Genomic DNA, 17208 nt, shown 5'->3' on the forward strand with positions numbered 1-17208 from the left:
GCGGTGACTGCGGTCGCGGTAATCGCCGTAGCGCTCTTACGCCACGCCGATCCGCTTCGGGTGAGCAACGACATCAGGTTGCCTTTCTCGGTTGGGTTTCCTACTGGTGCAGATGAGCTGGTACAACGGCTGCCGAGAACTACTCGGCAGTCCGGGTCAAGCCTTGGTGCGCTGTTGGGACGGGATCAGCAGAGCGAGAGCAGCGATCAACGTCAGTGAGCCCGCTAGCCACCAGATCCATCCGTCGGTGGCCTGCTCCGCTGAAGTGGTGGCAGCGACGGGACGCGCACCCACCAGGTCGTCGGCTGTGAGCAATGACGGTGCGTTCCCGGGAGCCACCGCGGCACTCGGCGCCGAGGGAGCCGACTGAACCGGGTTCGCCGGTGGGCCGACCAACGGCGGCGGGGTCTTCAGTGAGTTGTTCACCTTCGGCTGCTCCGGTTCCGGCTCCGGTTCCGGCGCCACTTCACGCGCGGTGAGGCTCACCGACACAGGCAGCGGCAGCTTCGTCTTGTCTGTCGCCAGACCCGTGGAGTACCAGAACTGATCGTGAATGCCGAGCGTCGCAAGGAAGTCGATGAACTCCTGCGGGTACGAACCCCAGACCTTGCCGGCGCGGAACTGGGTTGCCGAACCGTTCCTGACAGAGACTCCGAGGTAACGCGGAGTGGCGGTGAACCCGGTGTTGGTGAGCTTCACGCGTCCTAGGTCGAGGATCTTCACGCCCGAGGACCGCTTCAACTCCCACTGACTCGTGGGCGCTCCCCCGGTCGACGGGTTCAGGCTGTCGGTCGCAAACCCAAGCAGATCAGCGCGGACGATGCCTCGCCCATTGCGCACCTCGAGGACCGGGTCCTTGACAGCGAAGATCGCATTGCCGCCGTAGTAGACGACGCTGAAGGTTCCGGTCCAGGCGATCGTCGCCCAGCGCTTCGCCACGTTCACCGTGCCTCGGCCCTTGCGGATCACCACGTTGTGGTTGCTGTAGGGGCCCTTTGCGCCGATCGCCTTCGTCCCCGTGGCGTTCGTGGACAGCCCAGCCCAGGTGGCCGACTGCCAACGCTTCTTGGCGCCCCGCCACTTCTGGATCTGCACATTGCCGGACTTGGCGCGCCAATCCTCGGCCAGCAGCTCACGCCCTGCCTTGCCGGGGTTGGCGAGTCCTGCCGCCAACAGGTTGATCGACGACGGGTTATGTGAGCGGGCGTTGGACTGGTTGTTGATGCCCCATCGGAAGACGGCATCGGTGACCTCTAGGCCGTCGACGACAGGCTCAGTGGTGGGTGCCGTCGGAATCGGTGTGGGGCTGGTCTCCGGGTCGGTGGGATCCTCGTCGCACTCCGCCTCGCCGTCAGCTGCGGACCGGGCCTGGGCCTGCGCGCCGGCAGCCGGTGGCGCCTCCTCGCCCTCGCCGGATCCGTCGGATCCGCCAGCGCCGTCGGAGTCACTTTCGTCGCCGTCGGATTCGCCGTCGCCGTCGCCGTCCTCGCCGCCGTCACTGGGCGGGGTCGTCTCGCACTCTGTCTCCGTGGCAGCGAAGGCATCAGGCGCCTGGGTCAGTCCCACAGCTCCGGCCGCGATCGCCAGCACCAGCAGGAGAACGGCGGCCATCGGGCGCAGGCCGCGGGTCAGTTCACTTCGCACGGCGCGACCTCGCGATCAGCAGCAACCGGGCGAGCGCGAGCAGCAACAGCGCGGCGGCGAAGCCGGTGAAGATCTTGCCCCAGGTCTCGACGGTGTCGTCCTTCTCGTCGGTATGTGCGGCGGCCGGTCGAGCATCCGTTGCGTCGTCGGCGGCGCGCACCGCGAACTTCACCGACGGTGCCTTGTCGACACCGAAGACCCGGAGTTCATAGGTCCCGGCCGGGAGCTCTGCGGGCAGGGTGATCACTCCGGCCAGTTGGCCGGTCTCCCCCACCAGGAACGGTCCAGCAGCGGCGCGGCCGTCGGCGAAGACCACGGTGATCTGCTGGCCACTGACCAGGCCGGTCACGGTGAACGGCAGCACTCGACCAGCGACTGCGGAGGTGCGGTCGACCTCGAGCTTCGGGTTGCCTGCCTTGCGCTTGGCCTTCTCCGCCGGCGTCCCGGGCTCCGGCGGAACGGCGCCCGCGAGCTCATCGGGGTCGGTCGCGGCGGGCTGCGCCTTGTAGAGGTCATCCACCGAGACCGGCGAGAAGGTCTCGTTGTTCGCGTTCTTCACACCATGGGCGCCGACGGTGATCACACCGCACTGCACCTTGCGGCAGTCGACCGTCACGGCCGCACCGTTGCGGCCCACGGCCTGGAAGGTCGGGCCCGGAACAGCGAGCTTGACCCGCCAACTGCCGTTGGCGTCCATCGTGGCAGCCGCCGACGAGGCGGTGTCAGAACCGGGGAAGGCGACGTAACGCTGGAAGCCCTGGTTGTTGGCCTCCTCCGAGTCCGGCACGTAGCGGTAGTCCTGGCCCGAGACGCCTCCCTTACTGGGCTGCCACCCCGCACTCACCGTGCCGAACCAGACGTAGACACCGCCGTGGCCGCCCTTGATCGACTGGAAGCCCGAACCGCTGACGGTCAACGTGGTCGAATAGGTGCCGTCGATCTTCGCGCTGCCGAACTCGTTGACGACGCTGACCCGGCCGGCGGCCTGTGCGGGCACCGTGCCGAGGAACGCGAAGGTGGCGCAGAACAACGCGATCGCGCTCATCACTCGGACCATGCGCACCATCACTTGCCTCCTTGAGAAGCGCGTCGCACCGGCACCACGATCAGCTGATCCTGGTGCTGGATGACCTGTACCGGGTGCTGGTAGACGTCGCTCAACATCTCCGGCACCAGAACCTCCGCGGGCGCGCCGAGCGCGCGGACCTCGCCGTTCGCGAGCACGCAGATCCGATCGGAGTAGGCGGCTGCGAGCGAGAGGTCGTGCAGCACCACGACGACGGCAGCACCGGCGTCCGCGGCATCACGGGCCACTTCGAGCACCTGCTCCTGGTGGTGGATGTCCAACGCCGCGGTGGGTTCGTCGAGCATCAGGATCGGCGTCTCCTGGGCCAGCAGCCGAGCGAACGCGGTGCGGGCCTGTTCGCCGCCGGAGAGCGTCGGGAAGAACCGGTCTCCGAGGTGGGTGACGTCGGCGCGCTTCATCGAGTCGGCGATGACGGCGTCGTCGAAGTCTTCGCGGTCAGTGCGGTGCCAGGGTGCGCGGCCCATCTCGACCACCTCCCGTACCCGGAACCCGAAGCTGAGCAACTGCTTCTGCAGCAGCATCCCGCGTTCGCGGGCCAGCTCTTTGGCGCTCAGCGTGGTCAGCCCCCGCTCGCCGAGGAGAACCGCTCCACTGTCCGGGGCCTGGTCGCCGGCCAGCACGCTGAGCAACGTGGACTTCCCGGCACCGTTGGGACCGACCAGGCTCAGCACCTCGCCGGCCCGGACGTCGACGTCCACGTTGCGCAGGATCTCCGCGGTGCCGAAGGCGAGCGAGATGCCCCGCGCGCTGAGTGCGGCGGTCGCGTTCACGTCGGAGGTGCTCATGCCCAACCTCCCGCGGTCTTGCGGGCACGGCGAATCAGCCAGAAGAAGAAGGGCCCACCGACCAACGAGGTCAGCATGCCGATCGGCAGGTCGGCGTTGACGATCGCGGTCCGCGCCCAGAGGTCGGCCGCGACCAGGAGGACCGCACCGCCCAGAGCGCTGGCGGGGATCAGCAGCCGGTGACCGGGGCCGGCGATCAACCGGATCAGGTGGGGCACCACGAGACCGACGAAGGCGATCACACCGCAGAACGCGACGGCACCCGCGGTCAGCACCGCGACGACAACGATCGCGGTGACCCGCAACCGTTCGACGTCCACACCGACATGGCGGGCGGCACGGTCGCCGAGTGCCAGCAGATCGAGTTGACGCGCCATGAAGACGGCGGCCGCGATCCCGATCACGGTCAGCGGGAGGACCACCCAGATCTGCTCCCAGCGGGCGCCGTTGAGGCTGCCCAGGGTCCAGAAGACGATCTCCTCGCGCGCGGTGGTGTCGGCGAGGAAGAGCATGAAGGAGAGTCCGGCGCTGGTCATCGCGTTGATCGCGATGCCGGTCAGGACCAGGGTGACGACCTCGGTCCGTCCGTTCTCCCGGGCCATCAGGTAGACCAGGAACGTGGTGACCAGGCCGCCGATGAAGGCGGCCGCGGCGATCGTCCAGTTGCCGAGGAAGGCGAGGTCGAAGACGATCACGAAGGCGGCGCAGACCGCGGCGCCGTTGGCAACACCGATCACGCCGGGTTCAGCGAGCGGGTTGCCGAAGACGCCCTGCATCACCGCGCCCGCGGTGGCGAGTGCGGCACCGGCGAGTGCGGCCAGGACGACGCGCGGGAATCGCACATTCCACAAGGCGTCCTCGCCACGCGGGTGGGTCGGCAAGGTGCCGATGTCGAGGCCGATCTTGTGCATCAGCGAACCGAAGACCTCGTTGGCAGGGATGTTGACCGCGCCCTGTCCGGCGCCGATCACAACGACCGTCACCAGCAGCGCCGTCAGCACACCGAAGAGTCCGAACCGGGTCGCCATGCTGCCGGCAATCCGTTCGCGCAGACTTCCGGGCCGAGGGCTGGTGGCGACTGCCATCAGGAGATCGCCTCCGGGGCGTAGACGGCGACACCGAGCGCGTTGAGGACCGAGGCCGTCAGCGGGCCGTAGCCCAGGATCTGGGAGTCCTCCATCGCCACGAAACGCTCGTTCTCACCGGCCGGCGTGTTCGCCAGCGCGGGTACCTTCTCCAGCAGACCCTTGACGTCGCCGACGCTCTCCAGCCCGCCTGACATCAAGAAGACCAGGTCGGGCTGCGCCTCGATCAGGGCTTCGGCGGTGACGTTGCGCGAGCCCTTCCAGTCGATCTCCTCAGCGACGTCGTAGAGCCCGAGCGCGTCGATCAGGGTGTCGGCACCGGTGCCTTCGCCGAAGAGCTGGTAGACGTTCGCCTGGCCACGGACGTAGAGGAAGATGGTGCGCAGCTTCTGCGAGTCGTCGCCCGGCGCGACGGCGGCGATCTTCGCCTTGACGACGTCGATCTCCTTCTGGGTCCGCTCGACGAGGGTCTTGCCCTGCTCCGGAAGGCCGACCGCCGTGGCGACCGAGGTGATCAGCGAGCCGACGTTATCGACGCTGCGCTTGGAGTCGACGACCACGACCGGGATCCCGGACTCGCGCATCTGCAGGATCACGTCCCACGGGCCGAGCGAGGTGTCGGTGATGATCAGGGTCGGGTCGAGGTCGAGGATCGACTCGGCGTTGAGGTCGTGTCCACCCTGGGTGACCAGCGGCAGCTTCGCAGCTTCGGGGAACGACGTCGACACGTCGCGTCCGACCAACGAGTCGCCCAGACCGAGTTCGTAGACGGTGCGCGACAGCGTGCCGTAGATGTCGAGGGCGAGGATCCGACTGGTGTCCTTGATGGTCACCTTGGTGCCCTGGTTGTCGGTGACGGTGACCGGCAGGGCGGGCTTCGGGTTCTCCGCGACGGCGTTGACAGCGGTGTCCTGGGCGACCGCGGTGACCGCGCCCTTCCAGTCCTTCGCGTCAGCCAGCGGGGTGACGCTGTCCAGGTCGGGGGCCGCGGGGCCGGTGGCGGCACTATGGCCCTCGTTCTTGTCCCCTACCTCGATACCGCAGCCGGCGAACGCCAGGACGACGATGGAGAGCGCAGCAACAGCGGTGCGACGCACGCGGATTTCCCCTCTTCTGTGGGATCCGTGGATCCGACTCAGCCCTTCCCCGAAGAAGGCAACCCTAACAAACCTTCTGTTAGGCTAACCTCACCACGGCAGATTGACACATTGTCGAATCGGAGTTGACAAACCGTCCTCTTGATTCTGACAATGTGTCAGGACGTTTTCAGGGACGCACACCCGTCGCCGAGAACCCCTCACACGCATCGCATCCGCATACGCCATCCCTGCCAGGAGCAACCATGACCCTCCTCGAGACCACCCCCACCGAGGCCCTCTCCGTCGCCATGCGCCAGGGCTCGATGGCCGAGCACACCGAGGCCGAGAACGCCGGCTTCACCAGCCTCCTGCTCGAAGGGAAGATCAACGAGCTGGGCTACCTGCACTACCTCGAGGCGCTGCGCACCGTCTACGGCGCCCTGGAGAAGGTCGGGCGCACCCTGCTCGACGACGCCTGGGTGGGCACCCTGCACGACCTCCGCCTGGAGCGCGGCGCCGCGATCGACGCCGACCTGCAGTACTGGTCCGAGCGCGCCGGCGTCGAGCTCGGCAACGTCTCCGCCGCGGCGACCGGCTACGCCGAGCGCGTCGAAGCCGCCGCCGCCAACCCGCTGCTCTACGTGGCCCACCACTACACCCGCTACCTCGGCGACCTGTCGGGCGGCCTGGCGATCGGTCGCGTCCTGGGTCGCACCTACGAGGTGGCGCCCGGCTCCGCCGGCCTCGCGTTCTACGAGTTCGCCGAGATCGAGAAGCCCAAGGTCTACAAGGACGGCTACCGCGCCGCTCTCGACGCCCTTCCGCTCGACGCCGAGCAGCGCACCACCGTCGTCAACGAGGTCAAGGTGGCCTTCGGCCAGAACCAGGCGCTCTTCAACGAGCTCGGCGAGAACCTCGCCGCCTACCAGCGCTGAACCGCTGATCGAGCTTGTCGAGACCAGAACCAGAGCGATCTCGACAAGCTCGATCTCCGGACTCGATCGCCGGACTCGAGACCCGCTGATTCGATCTCGACAGGCTCGATCTCTGACGGCGCCATTGGCTAAGCTGTCTCCATGACGCTACTGGTGAGTAACACCGTGACCGACGGCATCGCCCACGTGCGACTGACCCGCCCCGAGAAGCTCAACGCCCTCACCCTCGACACGCTGGACCAGCTCGTCGAGACCGCCAACACGCTGCGCAAGGACCGCACCCTGCGCGCCGTGGTGATCTCGGGCGAGGGTGACTCCTTCTGCGCCGGGCTGGACTTCGCCACCGTGCTGAAGGACCCGCGCCGCGTGGCCAGCGCTCTGGTCCCGCTCCCCTGGCGCGGCACCAACAAGTTCCAGGAGGCCTGCTGGGCCTGGCGTCGGCTACCGGTACCGGTGATCGCCGCCGTCCACGGCCACTGCTACGGCGGCGGCCTGCAGATCGCCCTCGCCGCCGACTTCCGGTTCTCCACCGCAGACGCCCAATGGTCGGTGATGGAGGCCAAGTGGGGGCTGATCCCCGACATGAGCGGGGTTCAGTCGCTCTCCGAGCTCGTCGGCATCGACGTCGCCAAGCGGCTGACCATGACCGCCGCCGTGATCTCCGGCAGCGAAGCCTCCACGATCGGCCTCGTCACCGAGGTCGCCGCCGACCCCGAGGCTGCCGCCGTCGCCTTCGCCCGCGAGTTGGCCACCCGCTCCCCCGACCAGTTGGCCGCCGCCAAACGGCTCTTCAACACCACCTGGCGGGCCAGTGCCCGACGCACCTTCTCCCGGGAACGGTGGGAGCAGTACTTCCTGCTCGCCTCCGCCAACACCAAGGCCGCCCGCGAGGCCGCCTTCAAGAAGGTGCCCGCCACCTTCTCCCAGCGTCGTCGCTGAAGAGCCGGGTCGCGGGCTAACGTGAGGCCATGAGCTCCGAGCAGATCACCGCCCTCCTCGCCCAGGCCCGCGACTGGGCGGCTCAGGACCCGGACCAGCAGACCCGCGACGAGCTCGTCGCCGCCATCGCCGCCGTCGAAGCGGGCGGCGACGGCACCGCTCTCGCCGACGCCTTCCGCGGCACCTTGGAGTTCGGTACCGCCGGGCTCCGCGGCGCGTTGGGAGCGGGTCCGAACCGGATGAACCGGGTCGTGGTGATCCGGGCGGCTGCCGGTCTGGTCGCCTATCTGAAGAGCCAGGGCGCCACCGCCGAGGACGCCGTCGTGATCGGCTACGACGCCCGGCACAACTCCGAGGTCTTCGCCCGTGACACCGCCGAGGTCGTCGCCGGGGCTGGGCTCCGCGCGCTCCTCCTGCCGCGGCATCTGCCGACCCCGGTCCTCGCCTTCGCGATCCGCGACCTCGGTGCAGTGGCCGGCGTGATGGTGACCGCGAGCCACAATCCCCCACAGGACAACGGTTACAAGGTCTACCTCGGCGACGGCAGTCAGATCGTGCCACCGGCCGACGTCGAGATCGCCACCCGGATCGCCGCCATCGGTGCTCTCGAGTCGGTCCCTCGGCTCAACGAGGTGACCGTGCTCGGCGACGACGTCGTCGAGCACTACCTGGACGCCGTCGCAGGTCTCGCCGGCGAAGGCCCGCGCGATCTGCGTCTGGTCTACACACCGCTGCACGGCGTCGGCAACGACGTCGCGTTGGAGGTGTTGCGCCGGGCCGGTTTCGCCGCGCCGCACGTGGTCACCACACAGCGCGACCCCGACCCCGACTTCCCCACCGTCGCCTTCCCGAACCCTGAGGAGCCGGGTGCGATGGACGCCGCGCTCGCCCTCGCCGCCGAGGTCGACGCCGACCTGGTGCTGGCCAACGACCCCGACGCCGACCGTTGCGCGGCCGCCGTCCGCGGCCCGCACGGATGGCAGATGCTGCGCGGCGACGAGGTCGGCGCCCTCCTGGGTTCCTACCTGCTGCGCAAGGGACGCAGCGGCACCTATGCCGCCTCCATCGTCTCCTCATCACTGCTCGGCAAACTGGCCACGGCGCACGGCCAGGAGTATGTGGAGACCCTCACCGGCTTCAAGTGGATCGGCCGCCTTCCCGGGCTCGCCTTCGGTTACGAGGAGGCGCTCGGCTACTGCGTCGATCCGAACCACGTGAAGGACAAGGACGGCGTCTCCGCGCTGCTGTTGTTGAGCCTGCTGGCCGCCGAGGCCAAGGCCGATGGCAAGACGCTGATCGATCTGTTGGACGAGATCGCCCGCGAGCACGGCCTGCACGCCACCGATCAGCTCTCGGTCCGGGTCACCGACCTCACCCAGATCTCCCGGGCGATGGCCCGGCTCCGGGAGAACCCACCGACCGAGCTCGCCGACCTGGCCGTCGTCACCGCCGAGGACCTCTCCCTCGGTACCGCCGACCTTCCGCCCACCGACGGCCTCCGCTACCAACTCGACGGAGGCGCTCGGGTGATCGTCCGTCCGAGCGGCACCGAGCCCAAGATCAAGTGCTACCTGGAGGTCGCGGTCGCCGTCGAGCCCGACGGCGACGTCGACGCCGCGCGGATCTCCGCCGCCGGTCGCCTCGACGCACTGCGGGACGGGATCAAGCAGGCTGCCGGGCTGTAGCGGGCCCCGAAATGGGCAGATGCCACGACCTCTGCGTTCGATTACGCTGGCAGCATGACCCAAACGGTTCCCGGATTCGAACGGCTCACGGTCGAGGCTGACAAGCTCGGCGGCCAGCCGTGCATCCGCGGATACCGGTTCAGCGCCGAGCAGTTGCTGGGTCTCCTCGCCGAGGGGTACTCGGTGGCGCAGATCCAGATCGACTATCCCTTCATCGAACCGGCCGACGTCACCGAGGTGCTCAGGTACGCCGTCATGTTGGCCGAACGCGACCACTACCTTCCGGGCCGCGCAACCGCGTGAGGATCCTCGTCGACCAGAATCTGCCCCGGTCATTGCAGACACAGTTGGCAGAGTTCGGGCATGACTGCCTGCACACCTCAGAGGTCGGCCTCGGCATGGCGTCCGATCCGGAGGTCTTCAAGTGCTGCGAGGCGGAGGGGCGCCTCCTGATCACCGGCGACAAGAAACTGACCAAGTACCTCGCTGAGTCAGGTGGATCTGCGCCCAGCCTGGTGATCGTGCGAGGTTTCTCCGGTTCACGCAACGAACTCCTCGCCACGCTCGTCAGTACGCTTCCGCTGATTGAGTCGCGCATCCGTGACCAGGGTGAAGCGATCTTCTCAGTCGCCGTAGACCGCCCTACCCGGGGTGCAACTTCTCCCCCTGTCGAAGTCCTGAGCCGCGGCGGCTGAAACCCAAGGCGGCTCGACTCAGCGGAGCAGGCCGACGAGGAGCGCGGCCGAGCCGGGGACGGCGACGAGGGCGACCAGCCACCAGACGATGCGCTGGGTGACCGGTCCGGCCGGCAGGCCCTGGTCCTGGGCCTCGGTGATCCGGGTGCGGACCCGGAGCTCGATCAGATCCTGGGTGACGTTGACCGGGTCTGGCTCCGCGTTCTTGCGCAGCGTCCGTCGGGAGCGGGAGATCGCTGCGCAGGTGTAGCGGTGCTCGTGAGCCGCGACCTGCAAGGTCATCCGGAGCTGCATCTCGGTGATCGCGGCGAGCGGGATCACCACCACCCGGAACGGGTTGTGCAGCTCCAGGTTGTCCCCGTTGATCTCCAGGTGCGGCTGCAGCAGGAAGGCGTAGAGCCCCGCCGCCGCCGTCAGCAGCAGGCAGATCACGAACAGGTCCGAGTCGTGCTGGCCGTCGGCGATGGTGGCGATGATCCCCACCCCGATCAGCGCCTCACCCAGCCAACCGATGGCGGTGCCGTTCGTGGCCGGGAAGCTCTCGGGTGCGTTCTTGCTCATCGCCGGTTCCTGGGATTGCCACCACTCATGTGGCCAACCCTATGCTGGGGAGGTGACTGACACTTCCACGACGACTGCTTCTGCGGCGTACGACGACGTCACCGCCTCGGACTCCACGCTGCGCCGTTTCCTGCACGGCCTACCCGGCGTCGACCAGGTCGGCGCCGAAGCCCGGGCCGCCTCCCTCGGCACCCGCTCGATCAAGACCTCCGCCAAGGAGTTCGCGATCGACCTCGCCATCCGGATGGTCGACCTGACCACCCTGGAGGGCGCGGACACCGCGGGCAAGGTGACCGCGTTGGCCAACAAGGCGATGCGGCCGGATCCGGCCGATCCGAGTTGCCCGGCGACCGCCGCCGTCTGCGTCTACCCGGACATGGTCGGCATCGCCAAACAGACCCTCGGCGACAGCGGCGTCAACGTCGCCGCCGTCGCCACCGCCTTCCCGAGCGGCCGCGCCGCCATGGACATCAAGCTCGCCGACACCCGTGACGCCGTCGCGGCCGGTGCCGACGAGATCGACATGGTGATCGACCGCGGCGCCTTCCTCTCCGGCCGCTACCTCCAGGTCTTCGAGGAGATCAAGGCCGTCAAGGAGGCCTGCGGGCCGGCGCACCTCAAGGTGATCTTCGAGACCGGCGAGCTGCAGACCTACGACAACGTACGCCGGATCTCCTGGCTCTCGATGTTGGCCGGCGCGCACTTCATCAAGACCTCCACAGGCAAGGTGCAGCCCGCAGCCACCCTGCCGGTCACCCTGATCATGCTGGAGGCGGTCCGCGACTTCCGCGCCGCCACCGGCCAGATGGTCGGCGTCAAGCCGGCCGGCGGCATCCGCAACACCAAGGAGGCCATCAAGTACCTGGTGATGGTCAACGAGGTCGCCGGCCCGGACTGGCTCGACCCCGACTGGTTCCGGTTCGGCGCCTCCTCGCTGCTCAACGACCTGTTGATGCAGCGCACGAAGATGCAGACCGGCCGCTACTTCGGCCCCGACTACTTCACCTTGGACTGAGGCCCGCCATGAGCAACGTGTTCGAGTACGCACCGGCGCCCGAGTCGCGCGCCATCGTCAACCTGCAGCCCAGCTACGGACTCTTCATCAACGGCGAGTTCGTCGATGGCGCGGGCAGCAGTTTCAAGACCATCAACCCGGCCACCGAAGAGGTGCTGGCCGAGGTCGCCGAGGCGGACGCCGCCGACGTCGACAAGGCGGTCAAGGCCGCTCGGCGCACGCACACCCGGGTCTGGGGCAAGATGCCTGGACGCGAGCGGGCCAAGTACCTGTACCGGATCGCCCGGATCATCCAGGAGCGGGGCCGTGAACTCGCCGTCCTGGAGACCCTCGACAACGGCAAGCCGATCCGCGAGGCCCGCGACGTCGACGTTCCGATCGTGGCCGCGCACTTCTTCTACTACGCCGGCTGGGCCGACAAGCTGGAGTACTCCGGCTACGGCACCCGTTCGCTCGGTGTCGCCGCCCAGGTGATCCCGTGGAACTTCCCACTGCTGATGCTGGCCTGGAAGGTCGCGCCGGCGTTGGCCGCCGGCAACACCGTGGTCCTCAAGCCGGCCGAGACGACGCCGCTGACCGCCCTGCTCTTCGCCGAGATCTGCCAGCAGGCCGATCTTCCTGCGGGTGTCGTCAACATCGTCACCGGCGCCGGTGCGACCGGCCAGGCCCTGGTCGCCCACGACGACGTCGACAAGGTCGCGTTCACCGGATCCACCGAGGTGGGCAAGGCGATCGCCCGCGTGGTGGCCGGCACCGACAAGAAGGTCACCCTCGAGCTCGGTGGCAAGGCCGCCAACATCGTCTTCGACGACGCCCCGCTCGACCAGGCCATCGAAGGCATCGTCAACGGCATCTTCTTCAACCAGGGCCACGTCTGCTGCGCCGGCAGCCGGTTGCTGGTCCAGGAGTCGGTCGCCGACGAGGTGCTCGACCGACTCAAGGCTCGGATGTCCACGCTGCGGGTCGGCGACCCGCTGGACAAGAACACCGACATCGGTGCGATCAACTCCGCCGAACAGTTGGCCCGGATCCGGGAACTCTCCGAGGTCGGCGAGGCCGAGACCGGCGGCGGCCGCTGGTCGCCCGCCTGCGAGCTGCCCAGCCAGGGCTTCTGGTTCCCGCCCACCGTCTTCACCGGCGTCACCCAGGCCCACCGGATCGCCCGCGAGGAGATCTTCGGCCCGGTGCTCTCGGTACTGACCTTCCGCACCCCCACCGAGGCGGTCGAGAAGGCCAACAACACCCCCTACGGCCTCTCCGCCGGGGTCTGGACCGAAAAGGGTTCGCGGATCCTTTGGATGGCGAACCAGCTGCGCGCCGGAGTGGTCTGGGCCAACACATTCAACAAGTTCGACCCGACCAGCCCGTTCGGTGGCTACAAGGAGTCCGGCTACGGCCGGGAGGGAGGCCGCCACGGCCTCGAGGGTTACCTGAAGGGAGCCGAGTGATGGCTGGCCGGATCGACGTCCGCAAGACCTACAAGCTCTTCATCGGGGGCGCGTTCCCGCGATCGGAGTCCGGGTACTCGTATGTAGTCAACGACGCGAAGGGACAGTTCATGGCGAACGCCTCCCTGGCTTCCCGCAAGGACGGCCGCGACGCCGTCGTCGCCGCCCGCAAGGCCTTCGACGGCTGGTCCGCGCGGACCGCGTACAACCGCGCCCAGATCCTTTACCGGATCGCCGAGGTGATGGAGGACCGCCGTCCCCAGTTCGTGGACGCCGTGCTCCGCTCCGAGGGTGGCTCGGCCGCCCGCGCCAACAAGGTCGTCGACGAGACCATCGACCGATTGGTCTGGTACGCCGGTTGGGCCGACAAGATCACCCAGGTGGTCGGCGGCGCGAACCCGGTGGCCGGACCGTTCTTCAACCTCTCCACGCCCGAGCCGACCGGAGTGGTCGCCGTGCTGGCACCCCAGGATTCCAGCCTGCTCGGTCTGATCAGCGTGGTGGCACCGGCGATCACCCTGGGCAACACCGTCGTGGTGGTCAGCTCGTATGAGCGCCCGCTGCCTGCGGTCACCTTCGCCGAGGTACTGGCCACCTCGGACGTCCCCGCCGGCGTGGTCAACGTGTTGACCGGCTCCGCTGAGACGATCGGCCCCTGGCTCGCGTCGCACATGGATGTCAACGCGATCGATCTGACCGGGATCGCGGGCCAGGACGACCTGGCTCGGAACCTCGAGATCGCCGCCGCCGACAACCTCAAGCGGGTCCGCCGGGCCCCCGCCGCCGAGCCCGACTGGGCGCTCGACCCGGGGACCGCGCCGATGACCTGGCTGCTGGAGACCAAGACGGTCTGGCACCCGATCGGCCTGTAGTGGCTCAGGCGCAGGTGATCGTTCTGGCCGGTCCGTCGGGGGCCGGGAAATCCCAGCTCGCCGAGCGGACCGGCCTCCCGGTGCTCCGTCTCGACGATTTCTACAAGGACGGCTCCGACCCGACCCTCCCCCGGCTCGTCAGCGGAGCGAACGCCGGGATCGTGGACTGGGACGACCCGCGTTCCTGGCTGCCCGACGACGCCCTGAGCGTCCTCGAGCAGCTGTGCCGCGACGGCGTCGCGAAGGTCCCCGTCTACGAGATCAGCAACGACGGGCGGACCGGGTGGCAGGAGCTCTCCTTGGCGGGCTCGCGTTATTTCGTGGCCGAGGGCATCTTCGCCCAGGAGATCGTCGCTGCCTGCCGTGAGCGTGGACTGCTCGCCGCCGCCTACTGCGTCCGGCAACCGGCTCTGATCACCTTCTGGCGCCGCCTGGTGCGCGACCTGCGGGAACACCGCAAGCCACCGCTGGTGCTGATCCGGCGTGGCGTGGCACTGATGCGGGCTCAACGCCGGGTGGTCTCCGACGCCGTCGCCAAGGGCTGCCTGCCGGCGCGCCCCGACCAGGCCTACCGGGCGATCGAGAGCCTGATCGCGCAGTGAGTGGGCTCCGGTTGTTCCCCCAGCCGGACGCGCGTAGCTGCGGTGCCGCAGCGATGGTCACCGCCCGGCGACTCCTGGACGCCGACTACGCGGCCCAGGTGGAGACCGCGGACGCTTTCGCCCGGGCGGCTCTGGGCCTACACGCACAGCTGACGTCGATGCTCGGCCCGGACGGACGTCCGCAGGTGCCGTGGCCGCGGGCCCTGGGCACACCGCCGTGGGCCCTGGCCCGGTATCTGCGTCACCTCACCGGGCGGCGTTACCGGACCCGACTGGCCCTACGCCGCGGCATCGGCGGGTTCGAGGAGGCGTTACGGGCCGTCGGTCCCGACAGCCCGGTGGCGCTCTATGTGGGCTCGCGTTGGCTGCCGCGCCATGTGGTGCTGGTCGTCGGCCGGGCCGACGATGCGCTGGTGGTCTATGAACCGAGCGCCGGCCGGCTCCGCACCGTCCATCGCGGCCCGTGGCGTTGGCACCGGCTCGGGCTGGCGGGCTGGCGTCGTGGGTGGTTCGTGGTTCGCCCCGACGACGTCAGCCAGCGCCAGACCTGAAGCCTCGGCTCAGCGCTGGTGGGTGTGCGCGATGTAGACGTCACACGGCGCGTGCGCAGCGACGTCGCGGGCGATGCTGCCCAGCACGCGGGCGATGCCCTGGACCCGCTTGTTGCCCAGCACGATGAGGTCGGCGTTGAGCGCCTCAGCGGCCTTGACCAGTGCGTCGCCGGGGCGGCCCTCGGCGGCGGCGGAGGTGATCTCCAGGTCGGGGTGGGCGGCGCGCAGAGTGGCCAGCACCTGGTGCACGGTCTGCTCGGCCTCCTGCTCGTTGCTGACCAGGATCTCGTCGGTGCCGATGTTGATCGTCTCGGCATCGAGGTCGCCGTAGGCGGAGAGGATGTGGAGTCGTCCGCCGAAGGCAGCGGCGATCTCGGCAGCCTTGGCTGCTGCAGCAGCGGCGGTCTCGCTGTCGTCGACACCAGTCACGATGAGCTTGGTCATGTTCCACTCCTGTCGATTTCCGCCCTGGCCCCAACTGACCTGACGGCAATGAACTTCATCTGGATCGCAGCCTAGCGATGAACCCGCTCCACAGGGATGCGTGGCACGGGTGAGCCTGGTCGCAATCGGGAGAAAAGGTCAGAACTTGTCATATCCGGGCTTGATCACGTCGTTGATCAACGCGAGCCGCTGGTCGAACGGGAGGAAGGCCGACTTCATCGCGTTGATCGTGAACCAGCGCAATTCGGGCAGCCCGTAGTCGAACGCCTCGCACAGCGCAACCATCTCCGAACTCATCGACGTGTTGCTCATCAGCCGGTTGTCGGTGTTGACGGTGACCCGGAACCCCAGCCGGGTCAACAGGCCGATCGGGTGCTCCGCGATCGAGCTCGCGGCCCCGGTCTGCACGTTGGAGGCCGGGCACAGCTCCAACGGGATGCGCTTGTCCCGGACGTAGGCCGCCAGCCGGCCCAGCTCGACGGAACCGTCCGGGTGGACGGTGATGTCGTCGACGATCCGGACGCCGTGCCCGAGCCGGTCGGCGCCGCACCACTGCAACGCCTGCCAGATCGACGGCAACCCGAACGCCTCGCCGGCGTGGATGGTGAAGTGCGCGTTCTCCCGCTGCAGGTACTCGAACGCGTCCAGGTGCCGGGTCGGCGGGTTCCCGGCTTCGGCACCGGCGATGTCGAACCCCGCCACGCCACGGTCACGCCAGGCGACGGCGAGCTCGGCGATCTCCCGCGAACGCGCTTGATGGCGCATGGCGGTCAACAGCTGGCGCACCACGATCCGTCCCGACGCCGCGGCACCTTCATCGAAGCCACGCTGGACGGCACCGACCACGTCATCGAGGCTGAGCCCTTGTGACACGTGCTGTTCCGGCGCGTAACGCACCTCGGCGTAGACGACGCCGTCCGCGGCCAGATCTTCGACGCACTCGCGGGCGACCCGGGTCAACGCCTCCGGCGTCTGCATCACCGCAACCGTATGTTGGAAGGTCTCCAGGTATCGCTCCAGGGAGCCGGAGTCCGCCGCCTCGGCGAACCAGACGCCGAGCTTGCCGGGGTCACTGACCGGCAGCGGATGGCCGATCTCGGCAGCGAGTTCAGCGACCGTCTCAGGACGGAGTCCACCGTCCAGGTGGTCGTGCAACAGGACCTTGGGTGCAGCCCGCACCACGTCGATTCCGAGCGTCATGGCCCCATCATCGACGATGGGTGGTAGTCAACACCACCTCTGCGTGAGTAGGTTCGTCTCCAGTGAATCCACGCGGCGGGGCGGGGTGATCGCCTGAGCCGCAAGGCAGTCAAGGAGGACACCCATGAAGGTCTTCACCACCGTCGAGGAAGTCGTCGCCGCAGCCAACACCGAGTTGGGCAGTTCGGACTGGATCACGATCGACCAGCGCCGCGTCGACCAGTTCGCCGACGCCACCGGCGACCACCAGTGGATCCACGTCGATGTGGAGCGCGCCAAGACCGGTCCGTTCGGAGGCACCATCGCCCACGGCTATCTGACCCTGGCGCTGATCCCGTGGCTGGGCTCGCAGATCTTCACCCTGCGCACCCCGGGCGCCAAGCTCAACTACGGCCTCAACAAGGTCCGGTTCCCCGCCCCGGTCCTGGTCGGCGCGAAGATCCGGCTGACGGTCAGCATGGGCGAGGTCGCCGAACTCCCCACCGGCCAGCAGTTGACCTTCCAGCACGTGGTGGAGATCGACGGCCAGGAGAAGCCCGCCTGTGTCGCGGAGTCGGTGGTACTTCTCCTGCCCTGAGCCG

Annotated in this window: 19 protein-coding genes; 11 read left to right on the forward strand and 8 right to left on the reverse strand. The window is 68.5% G+C overall.

Features of this window, described 5'->3' with window-relative positions; genetic code table 11:
* Positions 1–156 precede the first annotated feature (156 nt).
* The 5 genes from ACLM5J_RS07535 to ACLM5J_RS07555 are packed head-to-tail and all read right to left on the reverse strand — an operon-like array spanning position 157 to position 5698.
* Complete coding sequence (locus ACLM5J_RS07535) at positions 157–1644, reverse strand: hypothetical protein (RefSeq protein WP_413655548.1); 1488 nt, start codon at positions 1642–1644, stop codon at positions 157–159.
* Entirely contained in the window at positions 1634–2710 is a 1077-nt protein-coding gene (locus tag ACLM5J_RS07540; protein ID WP_413655550.1) for a hypothetical protein, read from the reverse strand. Before ACLM5J_RS07540 ends, ACLM5J_RS07535 begins: the two co-directional genes overlap by 11 nt.
* A complete protein-coding gene (locus ACLM5J_RS07545; protein ID WP_413655551.1) occupies positions 2710–3516 on the reverse strand; it encodes a heme ABC transporter ATP-binding protein in 807 nt (268 codons plus the stop codon). The genes ACLM5J_RS07540 and ACLM5J_RS07545 overlap by 1 nt, the downstream gene beginning before the upstream one ends.
* Positions 3513–4601 carry a FecCD family ABC transporter permease gene (locus tag ACLM5J_RS07550; RefSeq protein WP_413655553.1) on the reverse strand — a complete coding sequence of 363 codons (1089 nt, stop codon included), beginning with the start codon at positions 4599–4601 and terminating at the stop codon, positions 3513–3515. The genes ACLM5J_RS07545 and ACLM5J_RS07550 overlap by 4 nt, the downstream gene beginning before the upstream one ends.
* A complete protein-coding gene (locus ACLM5J_RS07555; protein WP_413655554.1) occupies positions 4601–5698 on the reverse strand; it encodes a heme/hemin ABC transporter substrate-binding protein in 1098 nt (365 codons plus the stop codon). Before ACLM5J_RS07555 ends, ACLM5J_RS07550 begins: the two co-directional genes overlap by 1 nt.
* Before the next feature lie 245 nt (positions 5699–5943).
* Between ACLM5J_RS07555 and ACLM5J_RS07560 the strand changes: the two genes are divergently transcribed.
* From ACLM5J_RS07560 to ACLM5J_RS07580, 5 genes are all read left to right on the forward strand, one after another.
* A complete protein-coding gene (locus ACLM5J_RS07560; RefSeq protein WP_413655556.1) occupies positions 5944–6615 on the forward strand; it encodes a heme oxygenase (biliverdin-producing) in 672 nt (223 codons plus the stop codon).
* Between the two features lie 141 nt (positions 6616–6756).
* A complete protein-coding gene (locus ACLM5J_RS07565; RefSeq protein WP_413655557.1) occupies positions 6757–7554 on the forward strand; it encodes a crotonase/enoyl-CoA hydratase family protein in 798 nt (265 codons plus the stop codon).
* Between the two features lie 29 nt (positions 7555–7583).
* On the forward strand, positions 7584–9239 hold the full coding sequence (locus ACLM5J_RS07570) for a phospho-sugar mutase (protein WP_413655559.1): 1656 nt from the start codon (positions 7584–7586) through the stop codon (positions 9237–9239).
* Positions 9240–9293: 54 nt separating this feature from the next.
* Positions 9294–9542 (forward strand): DUF433 domain-containing protein, encoded by a 249-nt coding sequence (locus ACLM5J_RS07575; protein ID WP_413655561.1) that lies wholly within the window; start codon positions 9294–9296, stop codon positions 9540–9542.
* Positions 9539–9934 (forward strand): DUF5615 family PIN-like protein, encoded by a 396-nt coding sequence (locus tag ACLM5J_RS07580; RefSeq protein ID WP_413655562.1) that lies wholly within the window; start codon positions 9539–9541, stop codon positions 9932–9934. The genes ACLM5J_RS07575 and ACLM5J_RS07580 overlap by 4 nt, the downstream gene beginning before the upstream one ends.
* Before the next feature lie 18 nt (positions 9935–9952).
* On the opposite strand, the gene ACLM5J_RS07585 is transcribed toward ACLM5J_RS07580, so the two are convergent.
* Positions 9953–10495: a hypothetical protein gene (locus ACLM5J_RS07585; protein WP_413655564.1), complete on the reverse strand. Its 543-nt coding sequence runs from the start codon at positions 10493–10495 to the stop codon at positions 9953–9955.
* Between the two features lie 52 nt (positions 10496–10547).
* Here ACLM5J_RS07585 and deoC point away from each other — a divergent pair, with 52 nt between their 5' ends.
* From deoC to ACLM5J_RS07610, 5 genes are read left to right on the forward strand one after another with little or no spacing between them, the layout of a single operon-like run.
* Positions 10548–11510: a deoxyribose-phosphate aldolase gene (deoC, locus tag ACLM5J_RS07590; RefSeq protein ID WP_413655565.1), complete on the forward strand. Its 963-nt coding sequence runs from the start codon at positions 10548–10550 to the stop codon at positions 11508–11510.
* Between the two features lie 8 nt (positions 11511–11518).
* The gene (locus ACLM5J_RS07595; protein WP_413655567.1) at positions 11519–12958 is read left to right on the forward strand and encodes an aldehyde dehydrogenase family protein; all 1440 of its coding nucleotides are present in this window, start codon (positions 11519–11521) and stop codon (positions 12956–12958) included.
* Positions 12958–13830 (forward strand): aldehyde dehydrogenase family protein, encoded by an 873-nt coding sequence (locus ACLM5J_RS07600; protein WP_413655568.1) that lies wholly within the window; start codon positions 12958–12960, stop codon positions 13828–13830. Before ACLM5J_RS07595 ends, ACLM5J_RS07600 begins: the two co-directional genes overlap by 1 nt.
* Positions 13830–14432 carry an ATP-binding protein gene (locus tag ACLM5J_RS07605; protein ID WP_413655570.1) on the forward strand — a complete coding sequence of 201 codons (603 nt, stop codon included), beginning with the start codon at positions 13830–13832 and terminating at the stop codon, positions 14430–14432. The genes ACLM5J_RS07600 and ACLM5J_RS07605 overlap by 1 nt, the downstream gene beginning before the upstream one ends.
* On the forward strand, positions 14429–14983 hold the full coding sequence (locus tag ACLM5J_RS07610) for a hypothetical protein (protein WP_413655572.1): 555 nt from the start codon (positions 14429–14431) through the stop codon (positions 14981–14983). Before ACLM5J_RS07605 ends, ACLM5J_RS07610 begins: the two co-directional genes overlap by 4 nt.
* A 9-nt stretch (positions 14984–14992) precedes the next feature.
* On the opposite strand, the gene ACLM5J_RS07615 is transcribed toward ACLM5J_RS07610, so the two are convergent.
* Together ACLM5J_RS07615 and ACLM5J_RS07620 are read right to left on the reverse strand one after the other, a co-directional pair.
* Entirely contained in the window at positions 14993–15427 is a 435-nt protein-coding gene (locus tag ACLM5J_RS07615) for a universal stress protein (protein WP_413655574.1), read from the reverse strand.
* Positions 15428–15565: 138 nt separating this feature from the next.
* Positions 15566–16627 carry an adenosine deaminase gene (locus tag ACLM5J_RS07620; RefSeq protein ID WP_413655575.1) on the reverse strand — a complete coding sequence of 354 codons (1062 nt, stop codon included), beginning with the start codon at positions 16625–16627 and terminating at the stop codon, positions 15566–15568.
* A 124-nt stretch (positions 16628–16751) separates the two neighbouring features.
* Here ACLM5J_RS07620 and ACLM5J_RS07625 point away from each other — a divergent pair, with 124 nt between their 5' ends.
* Positions 16752–17204 carry a MaoC family dehydratase gene (locus tag ACLM5J_RS07625; RefSeq protein WP_413655576.1) on the forward strand — a complete coding sequence of 151 codons (453 nt, stop codon included), beginning with the start codon at positions 16752–16754 and terminating at the stop codon, positions 17202–17204.
* Positions 17205–17208 lie beyond the last annotated feature (4 nt).

This window comes from Nocardioides sp. Bht2, from assembly GCF_047308515.1.
In the GTDB taxonomy this organism is placed as follows: Bacteria; Actinomycetota; Actinomycetes; order Propionibacteriales; family Nocardioidaceae; genus Nocardioides.

Bases quoted from the DNA above. Each gene is read 5' to 3' on its own strand.
- ACLM5J_RS07560 (WP_413655556.1), top strand. From the start codon at position 5,944: ATGACCCTCCTCGAGACCACCCCCACCGAGGCCCTCTCCGTCGCCATG.
- ACLM5J_RS07600 (WP_413655568.1), top strand. From the start codon at position 12,958: ATGGCTGGCCGGATCGACGTCCGCAAGACCTACAAGCTCTTCATCGGG.
- ACLM5J_RS07575 (WP_413655561.1), top strand. From the start codon at position 9,294: ATGACCCAAACGGTTCCCGGATTCGAACGGCTCACGGTCGAGGCTGAC.
- ACLM5J_RS07545 (WP_413655551.1), bottom strand. From the start codon at position 3,516: ATGAGCACCTCCGACGTGAACGCGACCGCCGCACTCAGCGCGCGGGGC.
- ACLM5J_RS07565 (WP_413655557.1), top strand. From the start codon at position 6,757: ATGACGCTACTGGTGAGTAACACCGTGACCGACGGCATCGCCCACGTG.
- ACLM5J_RS07540 (WP_413655550.1), bottom strand. From the start codon at position 2,710: ATGGTGCGCATGGTCCGAGTGATGAGCGCGATCGCGTTGTTCTGCGCC.
- ACLM5J_RS07550 (WP_413655553.1), bottom strand. From the start codon at position 4,601: ATGGCAGTCGCCACCAGCCCTCGGCCCGGAAGTCTGCGCGAACGGATT.
- ACLM5J_RS07585 (WP_413655564.1), bottom strand. From the start codon at position 10,495: ATGAGCAAGAACGCACCCGAGAGCTTCCCGGCCACGAACGGCACCGCC.
- ACLM5J_RS07620 (WP_413655575.1), bottom strand. From the start codon at position 16,627: ATGACGCTCGGAATCGACGTGGTGCGGGCTGCACCCAAGGTCCTGTTG.
- ACLM5J_RS07625 (WP_413655576.1), top strand. From the start codon at position 16,752: ATGAAGGTCTTCACCACCGTCGAGGAAGTCGTCGCCGCAGCCAACACC.
- ACLM5J_RS07615 (WP_413655574.1), bottom strand. From the start codon at position 15,427: ATGACCAAGCTCATCGTGACTGGTGTCGACGACAGCGAGACCGCCGCT.
- ACLM5J_RS07570 (WP_413655559.1), top strand. From the start codon at position 7,584: ATGAGCTCCGAGCAGATCACCGCCCTCCTCGCCCAGGCCCGCGACTGG.
- ACLM5J_RS07595 (WP_413655567.1), top strand. From the start codon at position 11,519: ATGAGCAACGTGTTCGAGTACGCACCGGCGCCCGAGTCGCGCGCCATC.